This window comes from Escherichia sp. MOD1-EC6162 (assembly GCF_002965125.1).
GTDB lineage: Bacteria > Pseudomonadota > Gammaproteobacteria > Enterobacterales > Enterobacteriaceae > Escherichia > Escherichia marmotae.
In genome coordinates this window covers 15,865-41,782 of record NZ_PTSB01000007.1, presented here as the reverse complement: position 1 = coordinate 41,782, position 25,918 = coordinate 15,865, and the positions used below count along the sequence as shown (strand labels likewise).

Genomic DNA, 25,918 nt, shown 5'->3' with positions numbered 1-25,918 from the left:
AATGCAACTTATTATTTTTCTTTTGTTTATTCATAGTGTGAATGGTTATGATCTACCCTCCTCATGCATACGCAACAGAAAAACTTTTTTACTCAAACATTTCAACCAGATATGAATAACCTCTCATTTTTAATACCCGGCGATAACATAACTGACAAAAATGAATCAATTCAGCATTTAACAAATTTAAAGGATATCGCTATACACCGTCAACCGAAAATTTATTCTGTTTATATTATCAATTTAAATAATTATCAGTAGATTATAAAATAAAAACAATCACTCCTTATGTGAAATAGCCTGTCGCCGCCTTATAAAATCGCAACAAATACGCTAACTACACGCATACTAAAAAAATGCTTATCTATCTGAAAACAGACCATTACTCATCAGACATTGCATAACTTAAGGATATACAATAAAAATCATATTAAAAACCGATTAAAAGCAGCAAAGTCATACCAGGAGCACGAATTCACGAAACATTTGCAGCAGTCAGTCTATTCGCTGATTATTTTCGCACAGACGACAACTTTTTCATGATGTTTCTCTCCAGATAGTAATGTTGGAGTTATTTATTCTATAACATGGAGTACGTGGAAGATGAGTAAAATAATAGCAATGCTAATTACTGTCAGCACCCTTTTTCTGCCGACAATAATTCAGGCAAAACCGATTTCGATAAAAGTTGCCTATGAAAATAACCCCGGCGAACCACTGGATGTTGTCATGCGCCACTGGGCGGATCTGTTGAATAAAAAAAGTGGTGGTGAAATAACACTGGCGCTTTACCCCAGTTCCCAATTGGGATCAAAACAGGATGTGACTGAACAAGCCATGATGGGGATGAATGTTATTACCCTGAGTGATGTCGCATTCCTCGCTGATTATGAACCAGATTTGGGCATTCTGTTTGGCCCCTATTTAACCGACGATCCGCAAAAACTGTTCAAAATATATGAAAGTGACTGGTTCAAGCAGAAAAATGAAAGCCTGAAGAAAAAAGGTATTCATGTGGTTATGAATAATTATCTTTATGGCACCCGGCAGATCATTTCTAAAAAACCTATCCGCACAGTTGAAGACCTCGCGGGATTAAAAATCCGTGTGCCTAATAATGTCATGCAGATAAAAGCTATTCAGGCGATGGGAGCAACCCCAACGCCAATGCCATTAGGTGAAGTTTATCCTGCGTTAACCCAGGGCGTTATTGACGGAGTGGAAAACCCGATTTCTGTTCTGCAAGGACAAAAACTCTATGAGCAGGCGAAATACCTGACGATGGTGAATTACCTTACCAACACCTCCGTCTGGATTGGTGGCGAAGCTTTCTTTAGCACCCTCTCCCCGGAACAACTGGAAATGATTCACCAGACTGGTTATGAAGCTGGGCTCTATAGCCAGAAGCTCACTCTTGAGCGCGATGCTGAAATGCTGAAAGCCATGCAAGCTGAAGGTGTAGAGGTTATCTATCCTGATACCGAACCATTCCGTAAGAAAGCCCGCGAAGTTTACTCACAGTTCCCGGAGTGGACACCTGGCCTCTATGAAACCATTCAACAACAACTGAAATAAGTATCGATGCTAATCGTCCTGCTTTTTTCACAAAAGCAGGACAAGCCCTTACAGGAGGTTTCATGCGTTTTTTCGGCAAACTGGCAGAGTTTAGCGCTGCCTTTGCGCTGTTTGTTCTGGTTGTGATGACAATTGGAGCAGTATTTATGCGCTATTTCATCGGCCAACCGATTCAGTGGACAGAAGAGATGTCCGGGATGCTGATGATTTGGGTGGTGATGCTAGGTGGTATCGTGGCAGAGCGCGACCGGGCACATCTGACCATCCCTTTTGTAATGGATATGCTGCCAGCCACCATCAGACGAGTGATTGCTGTTCTGGTCGCCCTTCTCTCCCTCTGCGTATTGCTTTATATGGCCTGGCTGGGCTACCGGCTGGCGGAAATGGCGCAGTTTAAAGTGACACAAATACTGAAAGTTTCCTGGTTCTGGATCGATCTGGCGGTCCCCGTCGGCGCGCTGGCAACTGCTCTCTATACCCTTTACTGGTTAATCACCGATATAAAGCAACCCCATAGCGGAGACGAAAAACAATGAGTTGGTTATTGATTATCCCGCTAATGATCGTCTGTTTATTTCTTAACATTCGGGTCTATCTGGCGATGTTTATTGGCATCATCGCTTACTTTTTATTCTTCTCCAGCGTGCCGATCGAAATTGCCGTCCAGAGGCTAATCGCCCCGACGCAAAGTCCTTCACTACTGGCTATTCCGTTTTTTATTTTGCTGGGTACGCTAATGAGCTACACCGGCATTGCAGAACGCATTTTACAAATTGCCAACGTCCTGGTGGGGAAAATGCGCGGTGGTCTGGGCGTAGCGAATATTCTCGTCAGCACCATGATGGGCGGTGTCAGTGCCTCTAACCTTGCAGATGCAGCAATGTTATCACGCATGATGGTGCCGGAAATGGAACGCAAAGGTTACAACCGTGCCTTTGCCGCCGCCATTACCGCTGGCGGTTCGTTAGTCACGCCAATCATACCGCCGGGAATTGCCCTGATTATTTACGGTCTGGTTGCGGATGTCTCTATCGGCAAAATGTTTATCGCCGGACTGGTGCCTGGTTTGCTGTGTGCGGTCGTGCTGATGTTTACCGTCTACCTCGTCGCCCGCAGAACAAACGCCAAACCCTCGCGTGAAAGCTGGCCAACGGGCAAAGAAGTGGTGTTCTCTCTCGGTCAGGCGTGGCCAGCGCTATTTCTGATTTTTGCCGTAGTCGGCGGCATTCGGGCGAATATCTTCACCCCGACGGAAGCAGGTGCCGCAGCGGTATTAATCGTTCTGGCGATTGGCTTTTTCATCTACCGTGAAATGAAAGTTTCCCACGTAGTTAAAGCTCTCGGTGAAACCGCACGCGCCACGGCGTCGGTGATGCTGGTGATTATGGCCAGCGCCGCCCTGGGTTGGATTTTCTCAATGGAACATGCTGGCGTCGCGGTGGCGAATTTCGTCACCTCGCTGACTGAAAACAAATATATGTTCCTTTTGATTATCAACGTATTGCTTTTGACGTTGGGGATGTTTCTGGAAGGAAACGCCATTCTGTTGATCCTGGTGCCGCTACTGAAACCGGTGGTCGAACACTTTGGTATCGATCCGGTACATTTCGGTATCATCATGATCTTCAACCTGTCGATTGGCGCGTTCACGCCGCCGGTGGGCACCGTGATGCTGCTGGTGTGTAATATCACGCAAGTTTCTGTAGGTAATTTCTTTAAGCAATCTCTGCCACTGCTGGTAGCCCTGCTGCTGATGCTGTTGCTGGTCACATATATCCCGGCAATTTCGCTGTTCCTGGTATAACGATAAAAACGCCGGATGAAGCACTCATCCGGCGTCATTGTGTTAAAACGTCTCCCAGTTATCCCCGCTATCGGCAACGGCAATTTTGCGCGGCGCAACCGGTGCCACACTGTTTACTGCCAACGCTTCGCGCTGACGCTTTTGCTCTTGCTGAATACGAAATACAGCCACAGCTTCAGTCAGGCGGCTGGCCTGCTCTTCCAGCGCGGCGGCAGCGGCGGCAGACTCTTCCACCAGCGCAGCGTTCTGTTGCGTTACCCGATCCATCTCGACAACCGCTAAACCAACCTGATCGATACCACGACTCTGCTCATCAGAAGCGGAGGCAATTTCACCCATAATATCGGTCACGCGGGTCACGGCGCTGACAATCTCCGCCATCGTTTCCCCGGCACTTTCGACCAGCGTAGAGCCAACATCCACTTTGCCAACCGAGTCTTCAATCAGAGTCTTAATTTCACGCGCCGCCTGAGCGCTACGCTGAGCCAGATTACGCACTTCTCCCGCAACTACCGCAAAACCGCGACCTTGTTCACCCGCGCGTGCCGCTTCGACCGCCGCATTCAAGGCCAGAATATTAGTCTGGAAAGCAATGCCGTCGATAACACTGATAATGTCGGCAATTTTCTGCGAACTGGTAGAAATATCACGCATGGTCTGTACCACGCTATCCACCACATTTCCGCCGCGTTGTGCTGTTTCAGAAGCACTTAATGCCAGATGGCTGGCCTGCCGCGCGTTCTCGGCATTTTGTTTCACTGTCGCGGTCAGTTGCTCCATGCTGGCTGCCGTCTCTTCCAGCGAAGCAGCCTGTTGCTCGGTGCGCGAAGAGAGGTCATTGTTGCCGGTGGCGATTTCGCTGGCCCCGCTATAGATAGCATTCGCGCCGTTACGCACATCGCCTACGGTACGTACCAGCTCACTTTGCATATGACGCAAACTCTCTGCCAGTTGACCCACTTCATTGGAACCGTCCACCTCAATCGATTTCACCAGATCACCGCCAGCAATATGGCGAATGCTGTCGATCAGGCGATTCATCGGTGCCACCAGCGACGTTTTAATACCAAACCAGACGGCGAAAATCACCGCCAGTACGACGATCAGCACGCACGCCAGCACCCACATTGCCTGGTTATAGGAAGCATTATTATCGGTGACGGCGATGTCATAGAGACGATCATTTTGCTGCATATACGCCATATACTGCTTTTCGAACCCGTCCTGATATCCCTGTGTAGGTTGGTCAAAAAACGCATTGATTTTGCCCGCACTTAACAACTGGATCAGCTCCGCCAGTGCATTGTGATAGATATCGTAATTGCGTTTGATCTCAGTAGCAGCCGCTGTGCTCTGACGCGAGTTACGCGGTAGTGCTTCGTAATCTGCCCAGTTTTTTTCCGCTTGTTTCAGTGAAAGAGTGGCACTCTGCATCAGCTCGGCAACAGTTGAACCACTGCCAATATTGTTCTGATCCATCATGTAGCGGATGCCCGCGCGGTTGAGGGTGTTACGCGTCTGCAACAACTCAACCCAACTGCTATTCAGCGTAGATTGCTGCTGGCGAATGGTTTGTAAAACGGAGAAGTATTCTTTGTCCTTCTTTAAGGTATTAAAGAACAGACCGCCTGATGTTAGTTGTAAAAGGCCGAAAATGGCCAAAACCAGTAGTACACTGGTCACGATCCTGATACGTTTTAGCATGGTTTCTCTTTTCCTGTTGACCGATAGCAGGATTTTCGGCCTGGAATGAGAAAACTTTATAGGTAGCGGCTTTAAACTGGCTAAATTTACCTCACTTTTTTTATTTTTGTTCAAAAATACAATAGCCACGCATTGGTACATTTTCTTTTCTTATTTTTTTCACACTAATTGTATCTATTTTGAACATGAGAATATTTGCCAATAGTTTAATATTATTGGCCAAAACAATATTACCGGTTGGGAAGTGTGGTTTTATATTGTTATTTAATATATATAGAATAAATATAATTTTTATATGAGTAACACAACCGGGAGATAAAATTCGCCCTGGGTGTGATCATCATCACATAAATAACCTTCGTAAACCTCGCCCAATACCGCTCAACTGCAAAACTGACCGCTTACATCCCTAATATAACCGCTCAGTTATTTACCTTACTTTACGCGCGCGTAACTCTGGCAACATCACTGCAGGATAGCGGTCAATTTACCTCCTCAAACGCAACGCAAACCTAGAACGGCTTCGGCCAACTATTAATCAATACATGCCAGGTTTTACTATGGATACTAAAAAGATATTCAAGCACATACCCTGGGTGATTCTCGGAATCATCGGTGCATTCTGCCTCGCGGTAGTTGCATTACGTCGGGGGGAGCACGTCAGTGCCCTGTGGATCGTGGTCGCCTCTGTGTCGGTGTATCTGGTGGCGTATCGCTACTACAGTCTGTACATCGCCCAGAAGGTGATGAAACTCGACCCCACGCGCGCGACGCCTGCGGTTATTAACAACGACGGTCTGAACTATGTTCCGACCAACCGTTACGTGTTGTTTGGTCACCACTTCGCCGCTATCGCCGGTGCTGGTCCGCTGGTGGGGCCGGTTCTCGCCGCGCAAATGGGCTACCTGCCGGGCACGCTGTGGCTGCTGGCAGGCGTGGTGCTGGCCGGTGCGGTTCAGGACTTTATGGTGCTGTTTATCTCTTCTCGCCGTAACGGCGCATCTCTCGGTGAGATGATCAAAGAAGAGATGGGGCCAGTACCTGGGACTATCGCGCTGTTTGGCTGTTTCTTAATCATGATCATCATCCTGGCGGTACTGGCGCTGATCGTGGTTAAAGCCCTGGCCGAAAGTCCGTGGGGTGTCTTCACCGTTTGCTCAACCGTACCGATTGCGCTGTTTATGGGTATCTACATGCGCTTTATTCGTCCGGGGCGTGTAGGTGAAGTCTCTGTCATTGGTATTGTGCTGCTGGTTGCCTCTATCTACTTCGGCGGCGTGATTGCTCACGACCCTTACTGGGGTCCGGCACTGACCTTTAAAGACACCACCATTACCTTCGCGCTGATTGGCTATGCGTTTGTTTCCGCGCTGCTGCCGGTGTGGTTGATCCTCGCACCGCGCGACTATCTGGCAACCTTCCTGAAAATCGGCGTTATCGTCGGCCTGGCGCTGGGTATCGTGGTGCTGAACCCGGAACTGAAAATGCCTGCGATGACTCAGTACATTGATGGTACTGGCCCGCTGTGGAAAGGCGCTCTGTTCCCGTTCCTGTTCATCACCATCGCCTGTGGTGCGGTATCTGGCTTCCACGCGCTGATCTCTTCCGGTACGACGCCGAAACTGCTGGCTAACGAAACCGACGCGCGTTTCATTGGCTACGGCGCAATGCTGATGGAGTCCTTCGTGGCGATTATGGCGCTGGTTGCTGCGTCCATCATCGAACCGGGTCTTTACTTCGCAATGAACACCCCGCCAGCGGGTCTCGGCATCACCATGCCTAACCTGCATGAAATGGGTGGCGAGAACGCGCCTGTCATCATGGCACAACTGAAAGACGTTACCGCACACGCGGCGGCAACTGTCAGTTCCTGGGGCTTCGTGATTTCGCCGGAACAGATCCTGCAAACTGCGAAAGACATTGGTGAACCCTCTGTCCTGAACCGTGCGGGTGGCGCGCCGACGCTGGCGGTAGGTATCGCTCACGTGTTCCACAAAGTGCTGCCGATGGCTGACATGGGCTTCTGGTATCACTTCGGTATTCTGTTCGAAGCACTGTTCATCCTGACCGCGCTGGATGCCGGTACGCGTTCTGGCCGCTTTATGCTGCAAGACCTGCTGGGCAACTTCATCCCGTTCCTGAAAAAAACCGACTCTCTGGTTGCCGGTATCATCGGTACTGCGGGCTGTGTGGGTCTGTGGGGCTACCTGCTGTATCAGGGTGTGGTCGATCCGCTGGGCGGCGTTAAGAGCCTGTGGCCGCTGTTCGGTATCTCTAACCAGATGCTGGCAGCCGTGGCGCTGGTACTGAGCACTGTGGTGCTGATTAAGATGAAGCGCACTAAATACATCTGGGTTACCGTTATCCCGGCAGTATGGCTGCTTATCTGCACTACCTGGGCGCTGGGTCTGAAGCTGTTCAGCAACAACCCGCAGATGGAAGGCTTCTTCTACATGGCAAGCCAGTACAAAGAGAAGATTGCTAACGGTACTGACCTGACGGCACAGCAGATTGCCAACATGAACCACATCGTTGTGAACAACTACACCAACGCAGGCCTGAGTATTCTGTTCCTGATTGTGGTGTACAGCATCATCTTCTACGGTTTCAAAACCTGGCTGAAGGTGCGTAACAGTGACAAACGTACTGACAAAGAAACACCGTACGTTCCAATCCCGGAAGGCGGCGTGAAGATCTCTTCGCATCACTAACCGGTTGCCGGATGCGCTGCGCGTATCCGGCCTACAAAGTGTCTATCGTAGGCCGGATAAGGCGTTTTACGCCGCATCCGGCAAATCCCCGGCCCGGCTCTTCCGGGCTTTACGCATATCTGGAAGGCAAAATGTTTGGTAACTTAGGACAGGCAAAAAAATATCTCGGCCAGGCGGCGAAGATGTTGATTGGCATTCCAGACTACGACAACTACGTCGAGCATATGAAGACCAACCATCCCGACAAGCCGTACATGAGCTATGAAGAATTCTTCCGCGAACGCCAGAACGCGCGCTACGGCGGCGATGGTAAAGGCGGTATGCGCTGTTGTTAATGGAGAGAGCATGAACCCGATTGCAGTCACCCTACTCACCGGTTTTTTAGGCGCGGGCAAAACCACCCTGCTACGCCATATTCTTAACGAACAGCACGGCTATAAGATTGCCGTAATTGAAAACGAATTTGGCGAAGTCTCCGTCGATGATCAACTGATTGGCGACCGCGCCACGCAGATCAAAACGCTGACCAACGGCTGCATCTGCTGTTCCCGCTCCAACGAATTGGAAGATGCGCTGCTCGACCTGCTGGATAATCTCGACAAGGGCAATATTCAGTTCGACCGTCTGGTGATTGAATGCACCGGCATGGCCGATCCCGGCCCGATTATTCAGACCTTTTTCTCCCATGAGATTTTATGCCAACGTTACCTGCTGGACGGCGTGATTGCGCTGGTGGATGCGGTACATGCCGATGAGCAGATGAACCAGTTCACTATCGCCCAGTCACAGGTTGGCTACGCCGACCGTATTCTGCTGACCAAAACCGACGTCGCAGGCGAAGCAGAAAAACTGCGTGAACGTCTGGCGCGAATCAACGCCCGTGCACCGGTCTACACCGTCACTCACGGCGACATCGACCTGGGTCTGCTGTTCAACACCAACGGTTTTATGCTGGAAGAAAACGTTGTCAGCACCAAACCGCGTTTCCACTTTATCGCGGATAAACAAAACGATATTTCGTCGATTGTGGTGGAACTGGATTACCCGGTAGATATCAGCGAAGTTTCCCGGGTGATGGAAAACCTGCTGCTGGAATCGGCAGATAAGCTGCTGCGTTACAAAGGGATGCTATGGATTGACGGCGAACCTAACCGCCTGCTGTTCCAGGGCGTCCAGCGCCTCTACAGCGCCGACTGGGACCGCCCGTGGGGCGATGAAAAACCGCATAGCACGATGGTGTTTATTGGGATCCAGTTGCCGGAGGAAGAAATAAGGGCAGCGTTTGCGGGGTTGAGGAAGTAAGTTGGGATGATGGCCGCCACTTGGCGGCCTGAATTATTTTTTGTTCTGATCGCGCAGCATCGCTTCACGTAAAATTGCATTCAGGCGGGTTTGATAGCCTTTACCTGGCCGCTTCAGCCATTCCATCACATCAGCATCAATACGCACCGAAGCCTGGGTTTTCAATGGCCGATAAAACTTACCCCGTTCGGCGTTTGACCATTGCTCATCGCTGGAAGGAGGGATATCACTGTAATCAATATCCTCGTCGGATTTATTCGCCAGAGCCTTCAGTTCGGCCTCATGCTGCACATCGAGTGTAGAGGGTGTCCCTCGTTTATGTTTAACCATGCTCATAGCGACTCCTCTCTTTACGATCTGCTTTTCGTGCACTAATGATTCGAATAATTTCATTTCCGCTTTCGAAACGGATGGTATGCGCAACCAGAATAACTACGATGCCGTGTACCAGGCCGATAGTCTGCCAGCGATACTCACCGTTTCCTACGCGATCTTGCTGTGACAAATGTTGTGGATCATCAAACACTAACACCGCATCTTCAAAGCGGATGCCATGTTTCACCCGATTACTTTTGACCTTGTTTGCATCCCATTCAAACTCCATTGGCATAATTGCCATCCCTGATTGTATATACAAAAATGTATCTACAATTGTTCTGTAATTATAGCGTTGATGTTGGAAATAGCATCACGTTTTGGATAATCAACCATGAAATTGACAATGTGTGAGTTGGACTTGATTCATCCAATAGAATTTCTCGCCTGACGTGGCACACTAAGCACCTCGCTGTCGTTAAGGGATTACCGTGAAAAACTACAAAGTTATTACTCCGCTTTTTCCTACCTATGCGCAAGTTAAGGCTATGATGAAAGCCGTATCAGGCTATTCTCTGAAAGCGGTGCGCAATATGATTACCGCCATTCACGAGCAAACCGGTACGCCGCAAAAACCCGTTGACTGGTCAGAACCCGACCTGTGGATCAGCGAACGCTTAACGGGTGAAGATGCCGACATCGCCCGTCGTATTTGGGATACTGATAATCATATTCTGAACCCGCGCCACAGCTACGGCTGCTACTTATTCCTCAACTATCCTCAGTTTGAGCTGATGGAAAGCACGCCAGATGATACCTGGCAGCCCACCTCGCGCGGGGAAAAATTCCTGCAAGATGACGAAAAAACGCTGCGTTCACTGGACGATCAGGAAGGCATTCTGCAACTGCTTGAGCTGCTGGCTGGCCGCGAAATGTCGCGCCGCGCCGATTTATTGCCGGAATGGCAGGCCTTTTTGCATCAGCATTCGAAATTCGCTTCCGCCAGTTCGGTAAAAAGCACGCTCTACTCCCGTCTCTATAACCTTATCGACCGTGACATGGTTAACCGTGAAGGCATGAGCTATCGCATCACCGACACCGGGCGCGCCTGGCTTGGAAAAGCGTTGCCAGCACGAAAAAGCGATCCCCGTAAAGAGCTGCTGGAAGCAGTGAAACGCTACAACGAGCAGCAAAAAGAGCTGTTGCGCGAACAAATCAGCACGATGAACCCGTACAAGTTTGAGCAACTGGTCGGCCAATTACTGGAGGCAATGGGCTACGAACAGGTCGAAGTGACCAAAGCCTCAGGCGATAAAGGTGTGGACGTGATTGGTCAGGTGCAGGTCGGCATCACCACCATTACCGAAGTGGTGCAGGTCAAAAGAATGCAGAACACTATCACTCGCCCGTATATCGACCAGTTGCGCGGGGCGTTGCCTTACCACAAAGCCATTCGCGGTACGCTCATCACCACCGGGAAATTTGCGGCAAAATGTGCAGAAGCAGCACTCTTTCCGGGTGCCGCGCCCATTACGCTTATCGATGGCGATCGCTTACTGGAACTGTTAATCGAAAATAACGTCGGCATTCGCCGCAGCAATGCAGTGGAATTGCTGGATGTAGATTTGCAGTTGTTTGATGAGCTGGAGATGGATTAAAGGGCGAAATCTGCCGCCTCTACCATTACAATAGCGACCCAATTTATCTGAACAGAGTTCATCATGGCCAAAGCACCAACTAAAAAAGCCAAAGCAAAAAAAGGCTTTGAAGAAACATTATGGGATACCGCAAACCAGCTTCGCGGTAGCGTTGAATCCTCCGAATACAAGCACGTGGTGTTAAGCCTCGTGTTCCTGAAATTCATCAGCGATAAGTTTGAAGCACGCCGCAAAAAAATGATTGCCGATGGGCAAGCAGACTTCCTTGAGATGGAAGTGTTTTACCAGCAGGACAACATTTTCTACCTGCCGGAAGAGGCGCGCTGGTCGTTTATCAAACAAAATGCCAAACAGGACGATATTGCGGTTCGTATTGATACCGCCCTCTCGACCATTGAGAAACGTAACCCAACCCTGAAAGGCGCGCTGCCAGATAACTACTTCAGCCGCCAGAATCTGGAAACCAAAAAGCTGGCGTCACTGATTGATACCATCGACAACATCGAAACGCTGGCACACGAAACTGACGTTGAAACGTTATCGAAAGAAGACCTGGTCGGACGCGTTTACGAATACTTTCTCGGTAAGTTTGCCGCAACCGAAGGCAAAGGCGGTGGTGAGTTCTACACGCCCAAATGTGTGGTTACGCTGTTAACTGAAATGCTCGAACCCTTCCAGGGCAAAATTTATGACCCGTGCTGCGGCTCGGCGGGGATGTTCGTGCAGTCGGTGAAATTTGTCGAGAGCCACCAGGGTAAAAGCCGTGATATCGCGCTGTATGGTCAGGAACTGACAGCCACGACGTATAAACTGGCAAAAATGAACCTCGCTATTCGCGGTCTTTCAGCAAACCTTGGCGAACGCCCGGCAAACACTTTCTTTAACGACCAGCACCCGGATCTGAAAGCCGACTACATTCTGGCGAACCCGCCGTTCAACCTGAAAGACTGGCGTAATGAAGCCGAATTAACCGAAGATCCACGTTTTGCCGGTTATCGTATGCCGCCAACCGGTAACGCCAACTACGGCTGGATTTTGCATATGCTCTCCAAGCTGTCGGCTAACGGTACAGCAGGTTTTGTGCTGGCAAACGGTTCGATGAGTTCTAACACCAGCGGCGAAGGCGAGATCCGTGCACAGATGATCGAAAATGATCTGATCGACTGCATGATCGCTCTGCCAGGCCAGTTGTTTTACACCACACAGATCCCGGTGTGTTTATGGTTTATGACCAAATCGAAGGCTGCCGATCCGGCCAAAGGTTATCGTGATCGTCAGGGCGAGACGCTGTTTATTGATGCGCGTAACCTCGGCACTATGATTAGCCGCACAACTAAAGAGTTAACGACGGAAGATATTGCCACCATCGCCGATACCTACCATGCCTGGCGCAGTACGCCGGAAGAACTGGCTGCACGGATTGCGCGCGGTGACAGCAAGCTGGAAAAATATGAAGACCTGGCAGGCTTCTGCAAAGTTGCGACCCTGCAAGACATTAAAGATAACGACTACGTTCTGACACCGGGCCGCTATGTGGGTGCAGCCGAGCAGGAAGAAGACGGCGTAGCGTTCGAGACAAAAATGCGGGAGTTGTCGAAGACGTTGTTTGAGCAGATGAAGCAGGCGGAAGAACTGGATCGTGTGATTCGCCAGAATTTGGAGAGGTTAGGTTATGGGGAGTAAGTGGGAACGAATTACAGTAGCAGATGTATGCACTTCAATTGTTGATTGTGTGAATAAGACTGCGCCTGTTGTGGAATATCCAACTAATTATAAAATGATTCGGACACCTAATATTCGTTCAGGCAAAGTAACACTAGATGGCTGCCGTTTTGTAGAAAAAGAAGTTTATGAAACCTGGACAAGGCGCTCAAAGCCGCAGAAAGGAGACGTGTTACTTACTCGCGAAGCTCCCCTTGGAGAAGTTGGGATTATAACAACCGACGAGAATATTTTTTTGGGTCAAAGGATAATGCAATATAGAGCAGATAAAAATAAAATTGACCCGTATTTTTTATTGTATTCATTTTTATCACCAGATCTTCAGCAACAGTTCTCAATGCATGAAGGTTCCGGATCTGTTGTTAGTCATATAAGGGTTGGTGATTGCTCTAAATTCGAGATTAATCTTCCTCCGCTAGAAATACAAAAATCAATCGTAAAAACATTGAAATGCCTTGATGATCGTATTGAGATCAATACAAAAATCAGCCAAACCTTAGAACAAATGTCCCAAGCCCTGTTCAAATCCTGGTTTGTGGATTTTGATCCGGTGATTGATAACGCTCTGGATACGGGAAATCCAATCCCGGAAGCCCTGCAAACTCGCGCCGAATTACGTCAAAAAGTACGTAATAGTGCAGATTTCAAACCGCTTCCGGCGGAAATCCGCTCGCTTTTCCCAAGTGAATTTGAAGAAACGGAGTTGGGTTTAATTCCTAAAGGTTGGAAATTTTCAAATGTTAATAGCTTACTAAAAAATACAATTGGTGGTGACTGGGGGTGTGATTCCAGAGATGAAAAGCATACAATTCAAGCAGTGATAGTGCGCGGTACTGATATCCCTGAGTTAATTTCAGGGAGAATGAGTTCTGCTCCATGTAGATGGGTAGAACCCAAAAAACTTGAAAAAAGAAAAATTAATAATGGTGATATTATAATAGAAGTTTCAGGAGGAAGTCCAACGCAGTCAACTGGCCGTTCAATTTTCATGACTGAACAGATTATAAGCCGATTAGGGGGTATTATTGAACCTGCTAGTTTTTGTCGCAAGTTTGAGCCGTTATCTATAGAGATAGGGCTAATAATTAGTTTACACCTCAATAAAATATATAACGATGGAAAAATGTGGGAATACCAAAACCAAAGTACAGGAATCGCTAACTTCCAGACAAAATATTTTCTTGAGGCTGAACATATAGTTATGCCAGATGTTGAAATAATTAATACTTTTTATAATATCGTTATGCCTTGGATTGACAAGTCACATAATAATAATCAAATAGTCCTGAGCAACCTCCGCGACACCCTACTCCCAAAACTCATCTCCGGCGAGCTATCCCTGGAAGATCTTCCCGATCTCAGCACCGATACAGAAGCCGCGTAACGCATTTTGCCCCTGTAAAATCAGGGGCTTTCTGGTAAGGTTTTCTACTGATACGGGAATGCTTACCAGAAATTAGCCAGGGTTGGAGCGCGATATGAGTCTCTCTTTCAGTGAAGCAAAATTAGAACAAGCGATCATTGAACTGTTACAGGATCAGGGATATCAACACCTGATCGGCGATAATGTCCCACGTTCGAGTCTCGATCAGGTCATTATCGAAGACGATCTCCGTCATTATTTAGCGGCACGCTACCAGCCTGATGGCATTACTGAAGAAGAGATTCAGCGACTGATCAAACAGTTCACCACGCTTCCTGCTTCCGATCTTTATGAAAGCAACAAAACATTTTGTCGCTGGCTGGCAAATGGTTTTCTGTTCAAACGCGACGATCGGCAACAAAAAGATCTCTATATTGAATTGCTCGACACCCGGCATCTACCTGCCGCACTGCGCCAGATATTTGACGCCGAAGATGTCCCGTTGCAACAGGCGGCGGAACTCCCGCCTTCCTATATTAATCCGCCGCTTAACCGGATTAAGATTGTTAACCAGCTTAAAATCTCCGGTAAAGATAATCAGACTCGTATTCCTGACGGCATTCTCTATATCAACGGTCTGCCACTGGTCGTCTTTGAATTTAAAAGTGCGGTGCGCGAGCAGGATGCCAGTATTGGCGATGCCTGGAAGCAGCTCTGTAAACGCTATCGCCGGGATATTCCGCAACTGTTTATCTACAACGCGCTCTGCATTATTAGCGATGGCGTAAATAACCGGATGGGTAACCTGTTTGCGCCCTATGAATACTTTTACTCATGGCGCAAAGTTACCGGTAATGAAAACCGTGAACAGGACGGAATTCCGTCATTGCACTCAATGATTCAGGGGCTGTTTCATCCGGTACGTCTGCTGGATGTAATTAAAAACTTTATCTGCTTCCCGGATAAAGCCAAGCACGAAGCTAAAATTTGCTGCCGATATCCGCAGTACTATGCCGCCCGCAAACTCTATTACAGCATCAAGCAAGCGCGTAAACCTTTCGGTAGCGGTAAAGGCGGCACCTACTTTGGCGCAACGGGCTGTGGCAAAAGTTACACCATGCAATTTTTAACGCGTCTTTTGATGAAGAGCGTGGAGTTTGCCAGCCCGACCATTGTTTTGATCACCGACCGCACCGATCTGGACGATCAGCTTTCTGCGCAAATGTGCAACGCCAAAAATTACATTGGCGACGACACCATCGTTCCCGTTACCAGCCGTGAAGATCTGCGTAATCAGCTAGCGGGACGCAATAGTGGCGGTGTCTTCCTGACAACGATCCATAAATTCACCGAAGACACCGAACTCCTTTCTGAACGCAGCAATATCATTTGCATCTCGGACGAAGCACATCGTAGCCAGGTTAACCTCGACCAGAAAGTCATCGTCGATAAAGAAAGCGGAAAAGTGCGCAAAACTTATGGCTTTGCGAAATATCTGCACGATTCACTGCCAAACGCCACCTATGTTGGCTTTACCGGCACACCGATTGACGCGACGCTCGATGTCTTCGGTGAGGTGATCGACAGTTACACCATGACCGAATCCGTTCAGGATGAAATCACTGTGCGCATCGTATACGAAGGCCGTGCGGCTAAAGTGATCCTGGACTCCAGCAAACTGGAAGAAGTCGAAAAGTATTACGAAGAGTGCGCAAACGCAGGCACCAATGAGTGGCAAATCGACGAAAGCAAAAAAGCCACCGCAACCATGAATGCGGTTCTGGGTGATGAAGACCGGTTAAAAGCCCTCGCGGAAGATTTTGCTAAACATTATGAAAAACGCGTAGCCGAAGGTTCCACCGTAAAAGGTAAAGCCATGTTTGTTTGTGCCAGCCGTGAAATTGCCTGGGATTTCTACCGTCAGCTTAAAGCTATTCGCCCTGCCTGGTTTGAAGTGAAGCAAACCCCCGATGGCGTCGTCCTGACGGAACAGGAGCAGAAAGAGTTACCGCCTTCTGAAATGGTGAAGATGGTCATGACGCGCGGTAAAGATGACGACGAGGCGCTTTATGATTTACTGGGCACAAAAGAATATCGTAAAGAGCTGGATAAGCAGTTCAAAAACGCTAAATCGAATTTCAAAATTGCCATTGTTGTTGATATGTGGCTGACCGGTTTCGACGTCCCGGAACTGGATACTATCTATATTGATAAACCCTTACAAAAACATAACCTTATCCAGACCATTTCGCGCGTTAACCGTAAACTGGAAGGCAAAAGCAAAGGGTTAGTGGTGGACTACATCGGCATTAAGAGCCAGATGAACCAGGCATTGGCAATGTATTCCCGCATTGATGCCACCAACTTTGAAGATATTCAGCAATCGGTTATAGAAGTTAAAAACCATCTCGATTTGTTGGGGCAAGTCTTTTACGAATTTGACAGCCGGGATTATTTTAGTGGTGAACCACAAGCGCAATTATCCTGCCTCAACCGCGCAGCGGAATTTGTTCTGCGCACCCAGAAAGTTGAACGTCGTTTTATGGGACTGGTTAAACGCATGAAAGCCGCCTACGACGTCTGCTGTGGCAGCGAAGCACTATCACAGACAGAACGTGACTATATTCACTATTATCTTGCTGTTCGTTCAATTGTTTTCAAGCTGACGAAAGGTGACGCACCGGATGTCACCCAGATGAATGCACGCGTTCGTGAAATGATTGCAGAAGCGTTAAAAGCTGATGGCGTAGAAGAAATTTATTTTCTTGGCGACAAAAAAGCGGAATCTATCGATATTTTTGACGAAGATTATCTGGCACGAATTAACAAGATCAAACTTCCGGCAACGAAGATCCAGTTATTGCAAAAATTACTGGAGAAAGCGATCAGCGACTTCAAAAAAGTGAACCAGTTGCAAGGGATTAACTTCACCCGCCGCTTCCAGGCGATTATAGATCGTTATAATGAGCGACGAGAAGATGATGTACTCAACGGTGAAGAATTTGATACATTCAGCCAGGAAATGACCGATATTATCTATGATATTAAAACCGAAATGGGCACCTGGGCCGATTTAGGTATTGATATTGAAGAAAAAGCGTTTTACGACATTCTTGCCCATATGCGCGATAAATATCAGTTCACCTATGACGATGAAAAAATGCTGTCGCTGGCAAAAGAGATGAAAAGCGTGGTTGACAACACATCGAAATATCCTGACTGGAGTAAACGCGATGATATTAAAGCGAAACTAAAAGTTGAACTTATTCTGCTTCTACACAAGCATAAATTCCCGCCAGTAGCGAATGATGATGTTTATATGGGTGTGCTGGCACAGGCAGAGAATTTTAAAGAACATCATATGAGTGCTTTAAATTAATTATGAAGGCCGGATACACTTTGTTATCCGGCCATTCTGAATTAACGTTAGATTGAGCAAGGGCTGTATCGTCACGGGGAGAAATTACCGTCGGTGCGCAGCTTAAGTCAGGAGCACGGCGTCAGCATCAGTACCGTGCAGCAGGCGTATCAGACGCTGGAGACGATGAAGCTCATCACTCCGCAGCCACGTTCGGGCTATTTTGTTGCGCAACATAAAACCCAGCCACCAGCAGCTTTAATGTACCGTCCACGCAAATGGCGGCAGCAACGTTTGTGCTGGAAGGTCACTATCATCGCCATATCCGGCAGATGCGGCAGAACTATCAGCGCAATATGGCACTTTATACCTGCTGGATACGGGAATATTTTCCCTGCGAAATCTGTATTACACGCCCGAAAGGCGGATTTTTACTGTGGATAGAACTGCCTGAACAGGTCGATATGGTCTGCGTCGCGCGGCAACTGTGCCGCATGAAAATCCAGGTAGCGGCAGGCTCGATTTTCTCAGTTTCCGGCAAATACCGTAATTGTCTGCGCATCAACTGCGCTTTACCGCTCAGCGAAACTTATCGCGAAGCGCTGAAGCACATTGGCGAGGCCGTGTATCGGGCAATGGAATAAATACGAAATAGTAGCGAAGCGCTGGAATTTCCTCTCACGAATCGCCTGTAACTCGTTTTATCTCTGCTGGATCATCGCCACGTTCCAACCTGACTTAGGCAAAGTGCACTTTGTTCATGCCGGATGCGGCGTGAACGCCTTATTCAGCCTACAAATATCGTAAATTCAATAGATTGCAGATAAAATGTAAGTCTGATAAGCGTAGCGCATCAGGCAGTTTTTCGTATGCCATCAGTCTCTGATTAGTACTCGATCCATGGATCGCGCTTGCTTTCAGGCAAGGGCTGCTCTAATGCCTGCATTTGATCTGCCGAAAGTCCGGTGATTTTTTGTATCCATTCAGGATCTGCCCCATTCTGCAATAACAATCGGAGGAGGCGCTGTTCCCCTTCTTCTTTCCCTTTCTCCCTCCCCAACAGCCATCCATCATGATGAATTCGCTCTGCAATCGTCATTATTCGCTCCCTTTGTTGTGGCATTCGACGGGTAAGTTCGCTGATAAACTTCTTAAAACGCGCTTCATCACCAGTCAGTAAAATGTAATTTAACAGCGCAGTTATCTGGCTGTCATTAGCACACTCTGTAACCAGTAATACTACCAGTTGATCGATAAGCCCCATCAGATCGCGCTGGCGAATATGCTTTTGGATCAACTCCAACAGGGCGACTCTGCGATGCTGCACGATCTCGTCGTCCGGCACCACGGTGACATCCACCAGCGGGAACGCGGCGGAATAAAGTTTCCGTGCGGTAGCCGGGTCGGCAAATTCATCCAGCCAGCACAAAGACCAGGGATAAGGACTACGGCTACCGTGATAAAACAGCATAGGGATGACCAGCGGTAGCGGTTGGCGTTTATCATGCTCTATATGGCGCTGCATCACCGCCATGGAATATCGCATCAGACGAAAGGCCATATGAATATCCTCGCGGCTCTAATGTTCAATCATCACATAGATATAGCCATCACCTTCGCGGGTCTTTACCGACCACAGAATATCGGAGTGTAGCACCCGCAATTTTTCATCGACAAAGCGGGCTGATTCCAGTTTTAAGGTGTCGAGATCGCACAGTTCACGTAAATCTTTGGGTAAGTGGATCTCCATAAAATCCCGCGCGGCGTCAGGGTGGGAGAGAAAGGATTTAAATAATGCGTCATGCGGCGTGCTGGTCGTGAAGTTTGTCATGGCGAGCCATCACCTATAAAAGAGATGGCCTGACTTTAGCGATTAATAAACCGACTCTCACCCGGTAATTTCCCATTCCCCGAGGCGCTTTCCAGGCTATTTTGGTTCTCCTGCAAGCGATACATTTTTCTGGAAGGCATCTCGATTTTTGCGTGAATCTACCGCCAGGCTCTATCCTTACGATATGAATAAAATCATTGAACTCCGACGCGCCAAAATGCTGGCGCTCTCTTTGCTGCTCGTCGCCGCTGCGACCTTTGTTGTTACGCTTTTTCTACCCGCCAATTTTTGGGTGAGTGGTGTTAAGGCTATCGCAGAGGCGGCAATGGTCGGCGCGCTGGCAGACTGGTTTGCGGTGGTGGCGTTGTTTCGCCGCGTGCCGATTCCGATTATTTCTCGCCATACGGCGATTATTCCGCGAAATAAAGACCGGATTGGCGAAAATCTCGGCCAGTTCGTTCAGGAAAAATTTCTTGATACCCAATCGCTGGTCGCGCTGATTCGTCGTCATGAACCGGCATTATTGATTGGCAACTGGTTCAGCCAGCCGGAAAACGCCCGCCGTGTCGGTCAGCATCTGTTGCAGATCATGAGTGGTTTTCTCGAACTGACCGATGATGCACGTATTCAGCGTCTGCTTAAGCGCGCGGTGCATCGGGCGATTGATAAAGTGGATCTTTCCGGCACCAGTGCATTGATGCTGGAGAGCATGACCAAAAACGATCGTCATCAGGTGCTGCTCGATACGCTGATCGCACAGTTGATTGCCCTGCTCCAGCGTGATAAATCGCGCAAATTTATCGCCCAGCAGATTGTCCGCTGGCTGGAGAGTGAACACCCGCTAAAAGCCAAAATTTTGCCTACCGAATGGCTGGGTGAACATAGCGCAGAGTTGGTTTCTGACGCCGTGAATTCTTTGCTTGATGATATCAGCCGCGATCGCGCTCATCAGATCCGCCATGCGTTTGATCGCGCCACCTTTGCGTTGATCGATAAGCTAAAAAACGATCCCGAAATGGCGGCGCGCGCCGACAATATCAAAGCGTATCTGAAAGAAGATGAAGCCTTTAACCGCTATCTCAGTGAATTGTGGGGGGATTTACGGCAGTGGCTGAAAGCGGATATCAACAGCGAAGACTCTCGCGTGAAGGAGCGTATCGCGCGGGCAGGTCAGTGGTTTGGCGAGACGTTAATTGCCGATGACGCCTTGCGGGCGTCGTTAAATGGTCATCTCGAACAGGCCGCGCACCGCGTCGCGCCTGAGTTTTCGGCATTCCTGACGCGACACATTACTGACACGGTAAAAAGCTGGGACGCGCGCGATATGTCACGGCAAATCGAGTTAAACATCGGCAAAGATCTCCAGTTTATCCGCGTTAACGGCACGCTGGTTGGGGGTTGTATCGGGTTGATACTGTATCTTTTATCGCAAATCCCGACCTTGTTATCCATCGGCAATTTTTAGAGATCAATGAAAATACGCTAAGAGGCTAACCGCGAGAGAGATCAAATAAACCACACTAAAAACATGGTAATAATGTGGCCTCTTTTCATCATCTCCCGTGTTACGGGGAAGGAAAATCATGTCACTTGTCACCGATCTACCCGCCATTTTCGATCAGTTCTCCGAAGCTCGCCAAAAAGGCTTTCTCACCGTCATGGATCTCAAAGAGCGCGGCATTCCGCTGGTTGGCACCTACTGCACGTTTATGCCGCAGGAGATCCCAATGGCCGCCGGGGCGGTTGTTGTCTCGCTCTGTTCCACCTCTGATGAAACCATTGAAGAAGCGGAGAAAGATCTGCCGCGCAACCTCTGTCCGCTGATTAAAAGTAGCTACGGCTTCGGCAAAACTGATAAATGCCCTTACTTTTACTTTTCTGATCTGGTGGTCGGTGAAACTACCTGCGACGGCAAAAAGAAAATGTACGAGTACATGGCGGAGTTTAAACCCGTGCATGTGATGCAACTGCCGAACAGTGTGCAGGACGAGGCTTCGCGCGCGTTGTGGAAAGCTGAAATGCTGCGCTTGCAAAAGGTAGTGGAAGAACGTTTCGGACAAGAGATCACAGAAGACGCGTTGCGCGATGCCATTACACTGAAAAATCGCGAACGCCGTGCACTGGCGAACTTCTATCATCTGGGGCAGTTAAATCCCCCGGCGCTTAGCGGCAGCGACATTCTGAAAGTCGTTTACGGCGCAACCTTCCGTTTCGATAAAGACGCATTGATCAATGAACTGGATACAATGACCGCCCGCGTTCGTCAGCAATGGGAAGAAGGTCAGCGGCTGGAGCCGCGTCCACGCATTTTAATTACCGGCTGCCCAATTGGCGGCGCAGCAGAGAAAGTGGTTCGCGCGATTGAAGAGAACGGCGGCTGGGTGGTCGGTTATGAAAACTGCACGGGGGCAAAAGCGACTGAGCAATGTGTGGCGGAAACGGGCGATGTCTATGATGCGCTGGCCGACAAGTATCTGGCGATTGGCTGCTCCTGTGTTTCTCCGAATGATCAACGTCTGAAAATGCTCAGCCAGATGGTGGAGGAGTATCAGGTCGATGGCGTGGTAGACGTGATTTTGCAGGCGTGCCATACCTACGCGGTGGAATCGTTGGCGATTAAACGTCACGTGCGCCAGCAGCACAACATTCCTTATATCGCCATTGAAACGGACTACTCCACTTCGGATATCGGGCAGCTCAGTACCCGCGTCGCGGCCTTTATTGAGATGCTGTAAGAGGTGGCTGTGAGGTATTCGATAGGCATTGATTCCGGTTCTACCGCCACCAAAGGGATCTTACTGGCAGACGGCGTAATTATGCGCCGTTTCCTCGTTCCAACGCCATTTCGCCCGGCAATAGCAATTACAGAAGCCTGGGAAACTCTGCGCGAAGGGTTAGAGACAACGCCGTTTCTGACGCTCACCGGTTACGGGCGGCAACTGGTGGATTTTGCCGATAAACAGGTGACGGAAATCTCCTGCCACGGGCTGGGAGCGCGATTTCTTGCGCCAGCAACGCGCGCGGTGATCGACATCGGCGGCCAGGACAGCAAAGTGATTCAACTTGATGGTGACGGTAATCTGTGTGACTTCCTGATGAATGACAAATGTGCGGCAGGAACCGGACGTTTTCTGGAAGTGATTTCGCGTACGCTGGGCACCAGCATCGAGGAACTCGACTGTATTACCGAAAATGTGCCACCGCACGCCATCAGCAGTATGTGTACGGTGTTTGCCGAATCAGAAGTGATCAGTCTGCGTTCTGCCGGGGTAGCGCCGGAAGCGATTCTCGCCGGAGTGATTAACGCTATGGCGCGCCGCAGCGCCAATTTCATTGCTCGTCTCTCCTGTGAAGCGCCGATTCTGTTTACTGGCGGTGTCAGCCATTGCCAGGTCTTTTCCCGGATGCTGGAAACTCACCTGGGAATGCCAGTACATACCCATCCTGATGCACAATTCGCTGGCGCAATTGGCGCAGCGGTGATTGGTCAGCGGCAGAGAAAACGCACATGAAAGAGTATCTTTTTTTATTTCACTCAACGGTCGGCGTCGTGCAAACGCGCAAGGCGTTGCAAGCAGCGGGCATGGCTTTTCGCGTCTCGGATATTCCCCGTGAGTTACGTGGAGGCTGTGGGCTATGCATCTGGTTGAGGTGTCCTGCTGGTGAGGAAACACAATGGGTTATCCCAGGTCAAACAGAGTCAATTTATTATCAGCAGGATGGGAGCTGGCTGTGTATTGCAGATTACGATTCAACTCCGCGTTAAGGATTCATTAAGATCGCTACGTATACTTCTCGATATCTTATTGATTTGCCTTAAAGGGAATGCCATGACAAAAAGTTTTTCGTTACATAAACGCATCACGGGTATTGCTATTCTTTTTGCCATCGTAGTCGTGAGTTTTTTCTTTGTGCAATCTTGCGCCCGTAAAAGCAATCATGCGACATCATTTCAGAATTACCACGCCACCATTGACGGCAAAGAAATTGAAGGTGTAACGAATAATATCTCCTCGCTGACCTGGTCGGCACAGAGCAATACCCTGTTTAGCACTATCAACAAGCCCGCGGCAATTGTTGAAATGACCACCAATGGCGACTTGATCCGCACTATTCCTCTGGATTTTGTGAAAGATCTCGAGACGATCGAATACATTGGCGATAATCAGTTTGTCATTAGCGATGAGCGCGATTATGCCATTTATGTCATTTCTCTTAATGAAAACTCAGAGGTGAAAATCCTCAAAAAAATAAAAATCCCGCTGCAGGAAACGCCGACCAATAGTGGTTTTGAAGGACTGGCTTATTCTCGCCAGGACCACACTTTTTGGTTTTTTAAAGAGAAAAACCCGATTGAGATCTATAAAGTTACCGGACTATTACGTAGTGACGAGTTGCACATTAGCAAGGATAAATCATTACAACGGCAATTTACTTTAGACGACGTGTCTGGCGCGGAATTTAACCCACAAAAAAATACACTTCTGGTGCTGTCTCATGAGTCTCGCGCACTCCAGGAAGTCACCCAAACAGGCGAGGTCATCGGTGAGATGTCGCTTACCAAAGGTAGCCGGGGTTTGTCACATAACATCAAACAGGCCGAAGGGATAGCGATGGACGCCACTGGCAATATCTATATCGTTGGCGAACCCAATCTTTTTTATCGCTTTACCCCTACATCATCACATTAACAGGCTGGCATGTTTTCCTTTTTTGTTATTAACTTGTTAACAACAAAAAAATACAAATAAGGTAAAACATGTCCCCTTCATTGCATCCCGTAGAACGCTTCTCTTTCAGCACCGCGTTTTTTGGGATGCTGGTTCTGACCTTAGGGATGGGGTTAGGCCGCTTTCTGTATACGCCAATGCTACCTGTCATGCTGGCGGAAGGAACGTTTTCATTTAGCGAACTGTCGTGGATTGCCAGCGGCAACTACGCAGGGTATCTGGCAGGCAGCATGCTGTTTTCATTCGGCGCGTTTCATCTGCCGTCGCGTCTGCGCCCGTTTTTATTGGCTTGCGCCCTGGCAACCGGATTATTGATCCTCGCGATGGCATGGTTGCCAACTTTTGTTCTGGTGTTGTTGATTCGCTTTCTGGCGGGCGTCGCCAGCGCCGGAATGCTGATATTCGGCTCGACGCTGATTATGCAACATACCCGCCATCCCTTTGTGCTTGCGGCGCTGTTTTCTGGCGTTGGCGTCGGTATCGCGCTGGGCAATGAATATGTGCTGGCGGGACTGCATTTTACCCTCTCCTCGCAAACATTGTGGCAAGGAGCCGGAGCGCTTTCTGCCATTATATTGATTGTTCTGGCACTATTGATCCCGTCGAAAAAACACCTCATCGCGCCTGCGCCGTTGGCAAAAAACGATCAACAGATGATGAGTTGGTGGTTGCTGGCGATTCTGTATGGTCTGGCAGGTTTTGGTTATATCATCGTCGCCACTTACCTGCCGCTGATGGCGAAAGATGCAGGCTCGCCATTGTTAACCGCCCATCTCTGGACGCTGGTTGGCTTGTCGATTGTCCCGGGTTGCTTTAGCTGGCTGTGGGCGGCAAAACGCTGGGGAGCGTTACCTTGCCTGACAGCGAACTTACTGGTGCAGGCGATCTGCGTACTGTTAACCCTCGCCAGCAGCTCGCCTTTATTACTCATCATCAGTAGTGTTGGGTTTGGCGGCACCTTTATGGGCACCACCTCGCTGGTGATGACCATCGCCCGCCAGCTTAGTGTGCCGGGAAACCTCAACCTGTTAGGCTTTGTGACGCTTATTTACGGCATTGGGCAAATTCTTGGCCCGGCGCTGACCAGTTTGCTCGGCAACGGAACATCGGCTCTCGCCAGTGCCACTCTCTGTGGCGCAGCGGCGTTGTTTATTGCGGCGCTGATCTGCACAGTGCAATTGTTTAAGCTGCAAGTGGTGACTTCATAAGGGCTGTTTCCCTTGCCAGTCAAGAAACTCAACCGCAACGGTTGATGTCAGCCAGACCCCGTTTTCCGCTTGCCAGAAAGGTATTCCTCGTTTCGCCATTTCCTGTGCTTTGACGGTTAAGATAACCGGCGCTCCGTGTCTTTCTCCTACTTTGCGAGCTGTCGCTTCATCAGCAGAGAGATGCACATAGTGACGCTCCCCTGCAATTAATCCCTGACTTTTTATCGCCTCAAGGAAACGACTTGCCGTACCGTGGTAGAGAAATTGTGGCGGTGTTTTTTCGGTGAAAGCAATAGCGACCTGCGAAGTCGAATGCCCCTGAACAGCACGAATACACCTACCATCACTGGAATAACTAAAGCGCTTCTTATCACTGGTGGCGACCACGGAATCCAGTAATGCACGCGTTAACCGCTTGCCCGCTTTTTGTGCACAGAGTATGAGCTTATCGATATTCGCCCACCCTTCACGATCCAGCACGATGCCAATCGCCTCTGGTTTATGTCGGAGGACAAAACTTAAAAACTTACTCGTATCCGCCAGATCTTTTTCACTGTACTTTGCCATTTTGCATTCATCCTTGTATTTTCTGCCTTTACTTACTCATCGTTATTGTCACTGTGTTTATGAATTTTCT

General features: G+C 48.9%; 20 protein-coding genes and 3 pseudogenes. 18 read left to right on the top strand and 5 right to left on the bottom strand.

All coding sequences use genetic code 11. From position 1 onward, the window contains the following. Positions 1-603 precede the first annotated feature (603 nt). From A9587_RS08005 to A9587_RS07995, 3 genes are all read left to right on the top strand, one after another. Positions 604-1,575: a C4-dicarboxylate TRAP transporter substrate-binding protein gene (locus tag A9587_RS08005; protein WP_001468480.1), complete on the top strand. Its 972-nt coding sequence runs from the start codon at positions 604-606 to the stop codon at positions 1,573-1,575. A 62-nt stretch (positions 1,576-1,637) separates the two neighbouring features. Further along, positions 1,638-2,111, top strand: a complete 474-nt coding sequence (locus tag A9587_RS08000; RefSeq protein WP_001210260.1) for a TRAP transporter small permease — start codon at positions 1,638-1,640, stop codon at positions 2,109-2,111. Next, a complete protein-coding gene (locus A9587_RS07995; protein ID WP_000118645.1) occupies positions 2,108-3,379 on the top strand; it encodes a TRAP transporter large permease in 1,272 nt (423 codons plus the stop codon). The genes A9587_RS08000 and A9587_RS07995 overlap by 4 nt, the downstream gene beginning before the upstream one ends. A 42-nt stretch (positions 3,380-3,421) precedes the next feature. Here A9587_RS07995 and tsr read toward each other — a convergent pair whose 3' ends face one another. Then, the gene (tsr, locus tag A9587_RS07990) at positions 3,422-5,083 is read right to left on the bottom strand and encodes a methyl-accepting chemotaxis protein (protein ID WP_105263738.1); all 1,662 of its coding nucleotides are present in this window, start codon (positions 5,081-5,083) and stop codon (positions 3,422-3,424) included. A 560-nt stretch (positions 5,084-5,643) separates the two neighbouring features. Here tsr and btsT point away from each other — a divergent pair. From btsT to yjiA, 3 genes are all read left to right on the top strand, one after another. Next, on the top strand, positions 5,644-7,794 hold the full coding sequence (btsT, locus tag A9587_RS07980) for a pyruvate/proton symporter BtsT (protein WP_019841686.1): 2,151 nt from the start codon (positions 5,644-5,646) through the stop codon (positions 7,792-7,794). Between the two features lie 131 nt (positions 7,795-7,925). Beyond that, the gene (locus A9587_RS07975) at positions 7,926-8,129 is read left to right on the top strand and encodes a YbdD/YjiX family protein (RefSeq protein WP_000467859.1); all 204 of its coding nucleotides are present in this window, start codon (positions 7,926-7,928) and stop codon (positions 8,127-8,129) included. Positions 8,130-8,139: 10 nt separating this feature from the next. Beyond that, the gene (yjiA, locus tag A9587_RS07970; protein ID WP_001297640.1) at positions 8,140-9,096 is read left to right on the top strand and encodes a GTPase; all 957 of its coding nucleotides are present in this window, start codon (positions 8,140-8,142) and stop codon (positions 9,094-9,096) included. Between the two features lie 33 nt (positions 9,097-9,129). Here yjiA and A9587_RS07965 read toward each other — a convergent pair whose 3' ends face one another. Both A9587_RS07965 and A9587_RS07960 read right to left on the bottom strand, forming a co-directional pair. Beyond that, positions 9,130-9,432 carry a BrnA antitoxin family protein gene (locus A9587_RS07965; protein ID WP_000063150.1) on the bottom strand — a complete coding sequence of 101 codons (303 nt, stop codon included), beginning with the start codon at positions 9,430-9,432 and terminating at the stop codon, positions 9,130-9,132. After that, the gene (locus tag A9587_RS07960; RefSeq protein WP_105263737.1) at positions 9,419-9,706 is read right to left on the bottom strand and encodes a BrnT family toxin; all 288 of its coding nucleotides are present in this window, start codon (positions 9,704-9,706) and stop codon (positions 9,419-9,421) included. The genes A9587_RS07965 and A9587_RS07960 overlap by 14 nt, the downstream gene beginning before the upstream one ends. A 196-nt stretch (positions 9,707-9,902) precedes the next feature. On the opposite strand from A9587_RS07960, the gene A9587_RS07955 reads away from it, so the two are divergent. The 6 genes and pseudogenes from A9587_RS07955 to A9587_RS24990 all read left to right on the top strand — a co-directional run. Beyond that, the gene (locus A9587_RS07955; protein WP_016249549.1) at positions 9,903-11,069 is read left to right on the top strand and encodes a restriction endonuclease; all 1,167 of its coding nucleotides are present in this window, start codon (positions 9,903-9,905) and stop codon (positions 11,067-11,069) included. Positions 11,070-11,132: 63 nt separating this feature from the next. Continuing rightward, positions 11,133-12,752 (top strand): type I restriction-modification system subunit M, encoded by a 1,620-nt coding sequence (locus A9587_RS07950; protein WP_105263736.1) that lies wholly within the window; start codon positions 11,133-11,135, stop codon positions 12,750-12,752. Continuing rightward, complete coding sequence (locus A9587_RS24995; protein WP_105263735.1) at positions 12,742-14,175, top strand: restriction endonuclease subunit S; 1,434 nt, start codon at positions 12,742-12,744, stop codon at positions 14,173-14,175. The genes A9587_RS07950 and A9587_RS24995 overlap by 11 nt, the downstream gene beginning before the upstream one ends. 94 nt (positions 14,176-14,269) lie before the next feature. Continuing rightward, entirely contained in the window at positions 14,270-17,533 is a 3,264-nt protein-coding gene (locus A9587_RS07940; RefSeq protein ID WP_105263734.1) for a type I restriction endonuclease subunit R, read from the top strand. A gap of 93 nt (positions 17,534-17,626) precedes the next feature. Continuing rightward, positions 17,627-17,680, top strand: a pseudogene (locus A9587_RS25640) (GntR family transcriptional regulator); the annotation flags it as partial. A gap of 77 nt (positions 17,681-17,757) precedes the next feature. Beyond that, positions 17,758-18,156 (top strand): annotated as a pseudogene (locus tag A9587_RS24990) (aminotransferase class I/II-fold pyridoxal phosphate-dependent enzyme); the annotation flags it as partial. A 242-nt stretch (positions 18,157-18,398) separates the two neighbouring features. Here A9587_RS24990 and A9587_RS07925 read toward each other — a convergent pair. Then, positions 18,399-19,343, bottom strand: a pseudogene (locus A9587_RS07925) (Rpn family recombination-promoting nuclease/putative transposase). A gap of 184 nt (positions 19,344-19,527) precedes the next feature. On the opposite strand from A9587_RS07925, the gene A9587_RS07920 reads away from it, so the two are divergent. The 6 genes from A9587_RS07920 to A9587_RS07895 all read left to right on the top strand — a co-directional run bounded on the left by A9587_RS07920 (position 19,528) and on the right by A9587_RS07895 (position 25,281). Beyond that, complete coding sequence (locus tag A9587_RS07920) at positions 19,528-20,808, top strand: DUF445 domain-containing protein (RefSeq protein ID WP_010378299.1); 1,281 nt, start codon at positions 19,528-19,530, stop codon at positions 20,806-20,808. A 118-nt stretch (positions 20,809-20,926) separates the two neighbouring features. After that, a complete protein-coding gene (locus tag A9587_RS07915) occupies positions 20,927-22,078 on the top strand; it encodes a double-cubane-cluster-containing anaerobic reductase (RefSeq protein WP_061091165.1) in 1,152 nt (383 codons plus the stop codon). A 9-nt stretch (positions 22,079-22,087) separates the two neighbouring features. Then, entirely contained in the window at positions 22,088-22,855 is a 768-nt protein-coding gene (gene yjiL, locus A9587_RS07910; RefSeq protein ID WP_105263732.1) for a putative 2-hydroxyacyl-CoA dehydratase activator YjiL, read from the top strand. Next, on the top strand, positions 22,852-23,109 hold the full coding sequence (locus tag A9587_RS07905) for a DUF3343 domain-containing protein (protein WP_010378310.1): 258 nt from the start codon (positions 22,852-22,854) through the stop codon (positions 23,107-23,109). The genes yjiL and A9587_RS07905 overlap by 4 nt, the downstream gene beginning before the upstream one ends. A 64-nt stretch (positions 23,110-23,173) precedes the next feature. After that, entirely contained in the window at positions 23,174-24,034 is an 861-nt protein-coding gene (locus A9587_RS07900) for an SdiA-regulated domain-containing protein (RefSeq protein ID WP_001517684.1), read from the top strand. Positions 24,035-24,102: 68 nt separating this feature from the next. Further along, positions 24,103-25,281, top strand: a complete 1,179-nt coding sequence (locus A9587_RS07895; protein WP_000075091.1) for an MFS transporter — start codon at positions 24,103-24,105, stop codon at positions 25,279-25,281. Here A9587_RS07895 and kptA read toward each other — a convergent pair. After that, positions 25,276-25,848, bottom strand: a complete 573-nt coding sequence (gene kptA / locus A9587_RS07890) for an RNA 2'-phosphotransferase (RefSeq protein ID WP_001151954.1) — start codon at positions 25,846-25,848, stop codon at positions 25,276-25,278. The two genes, A9587_RS07895 and kptA, sit on opposite strands and share 6 nt — an antisense overlap. Positions 25,849-25,918: the final 70 nt, after the last annotated feature.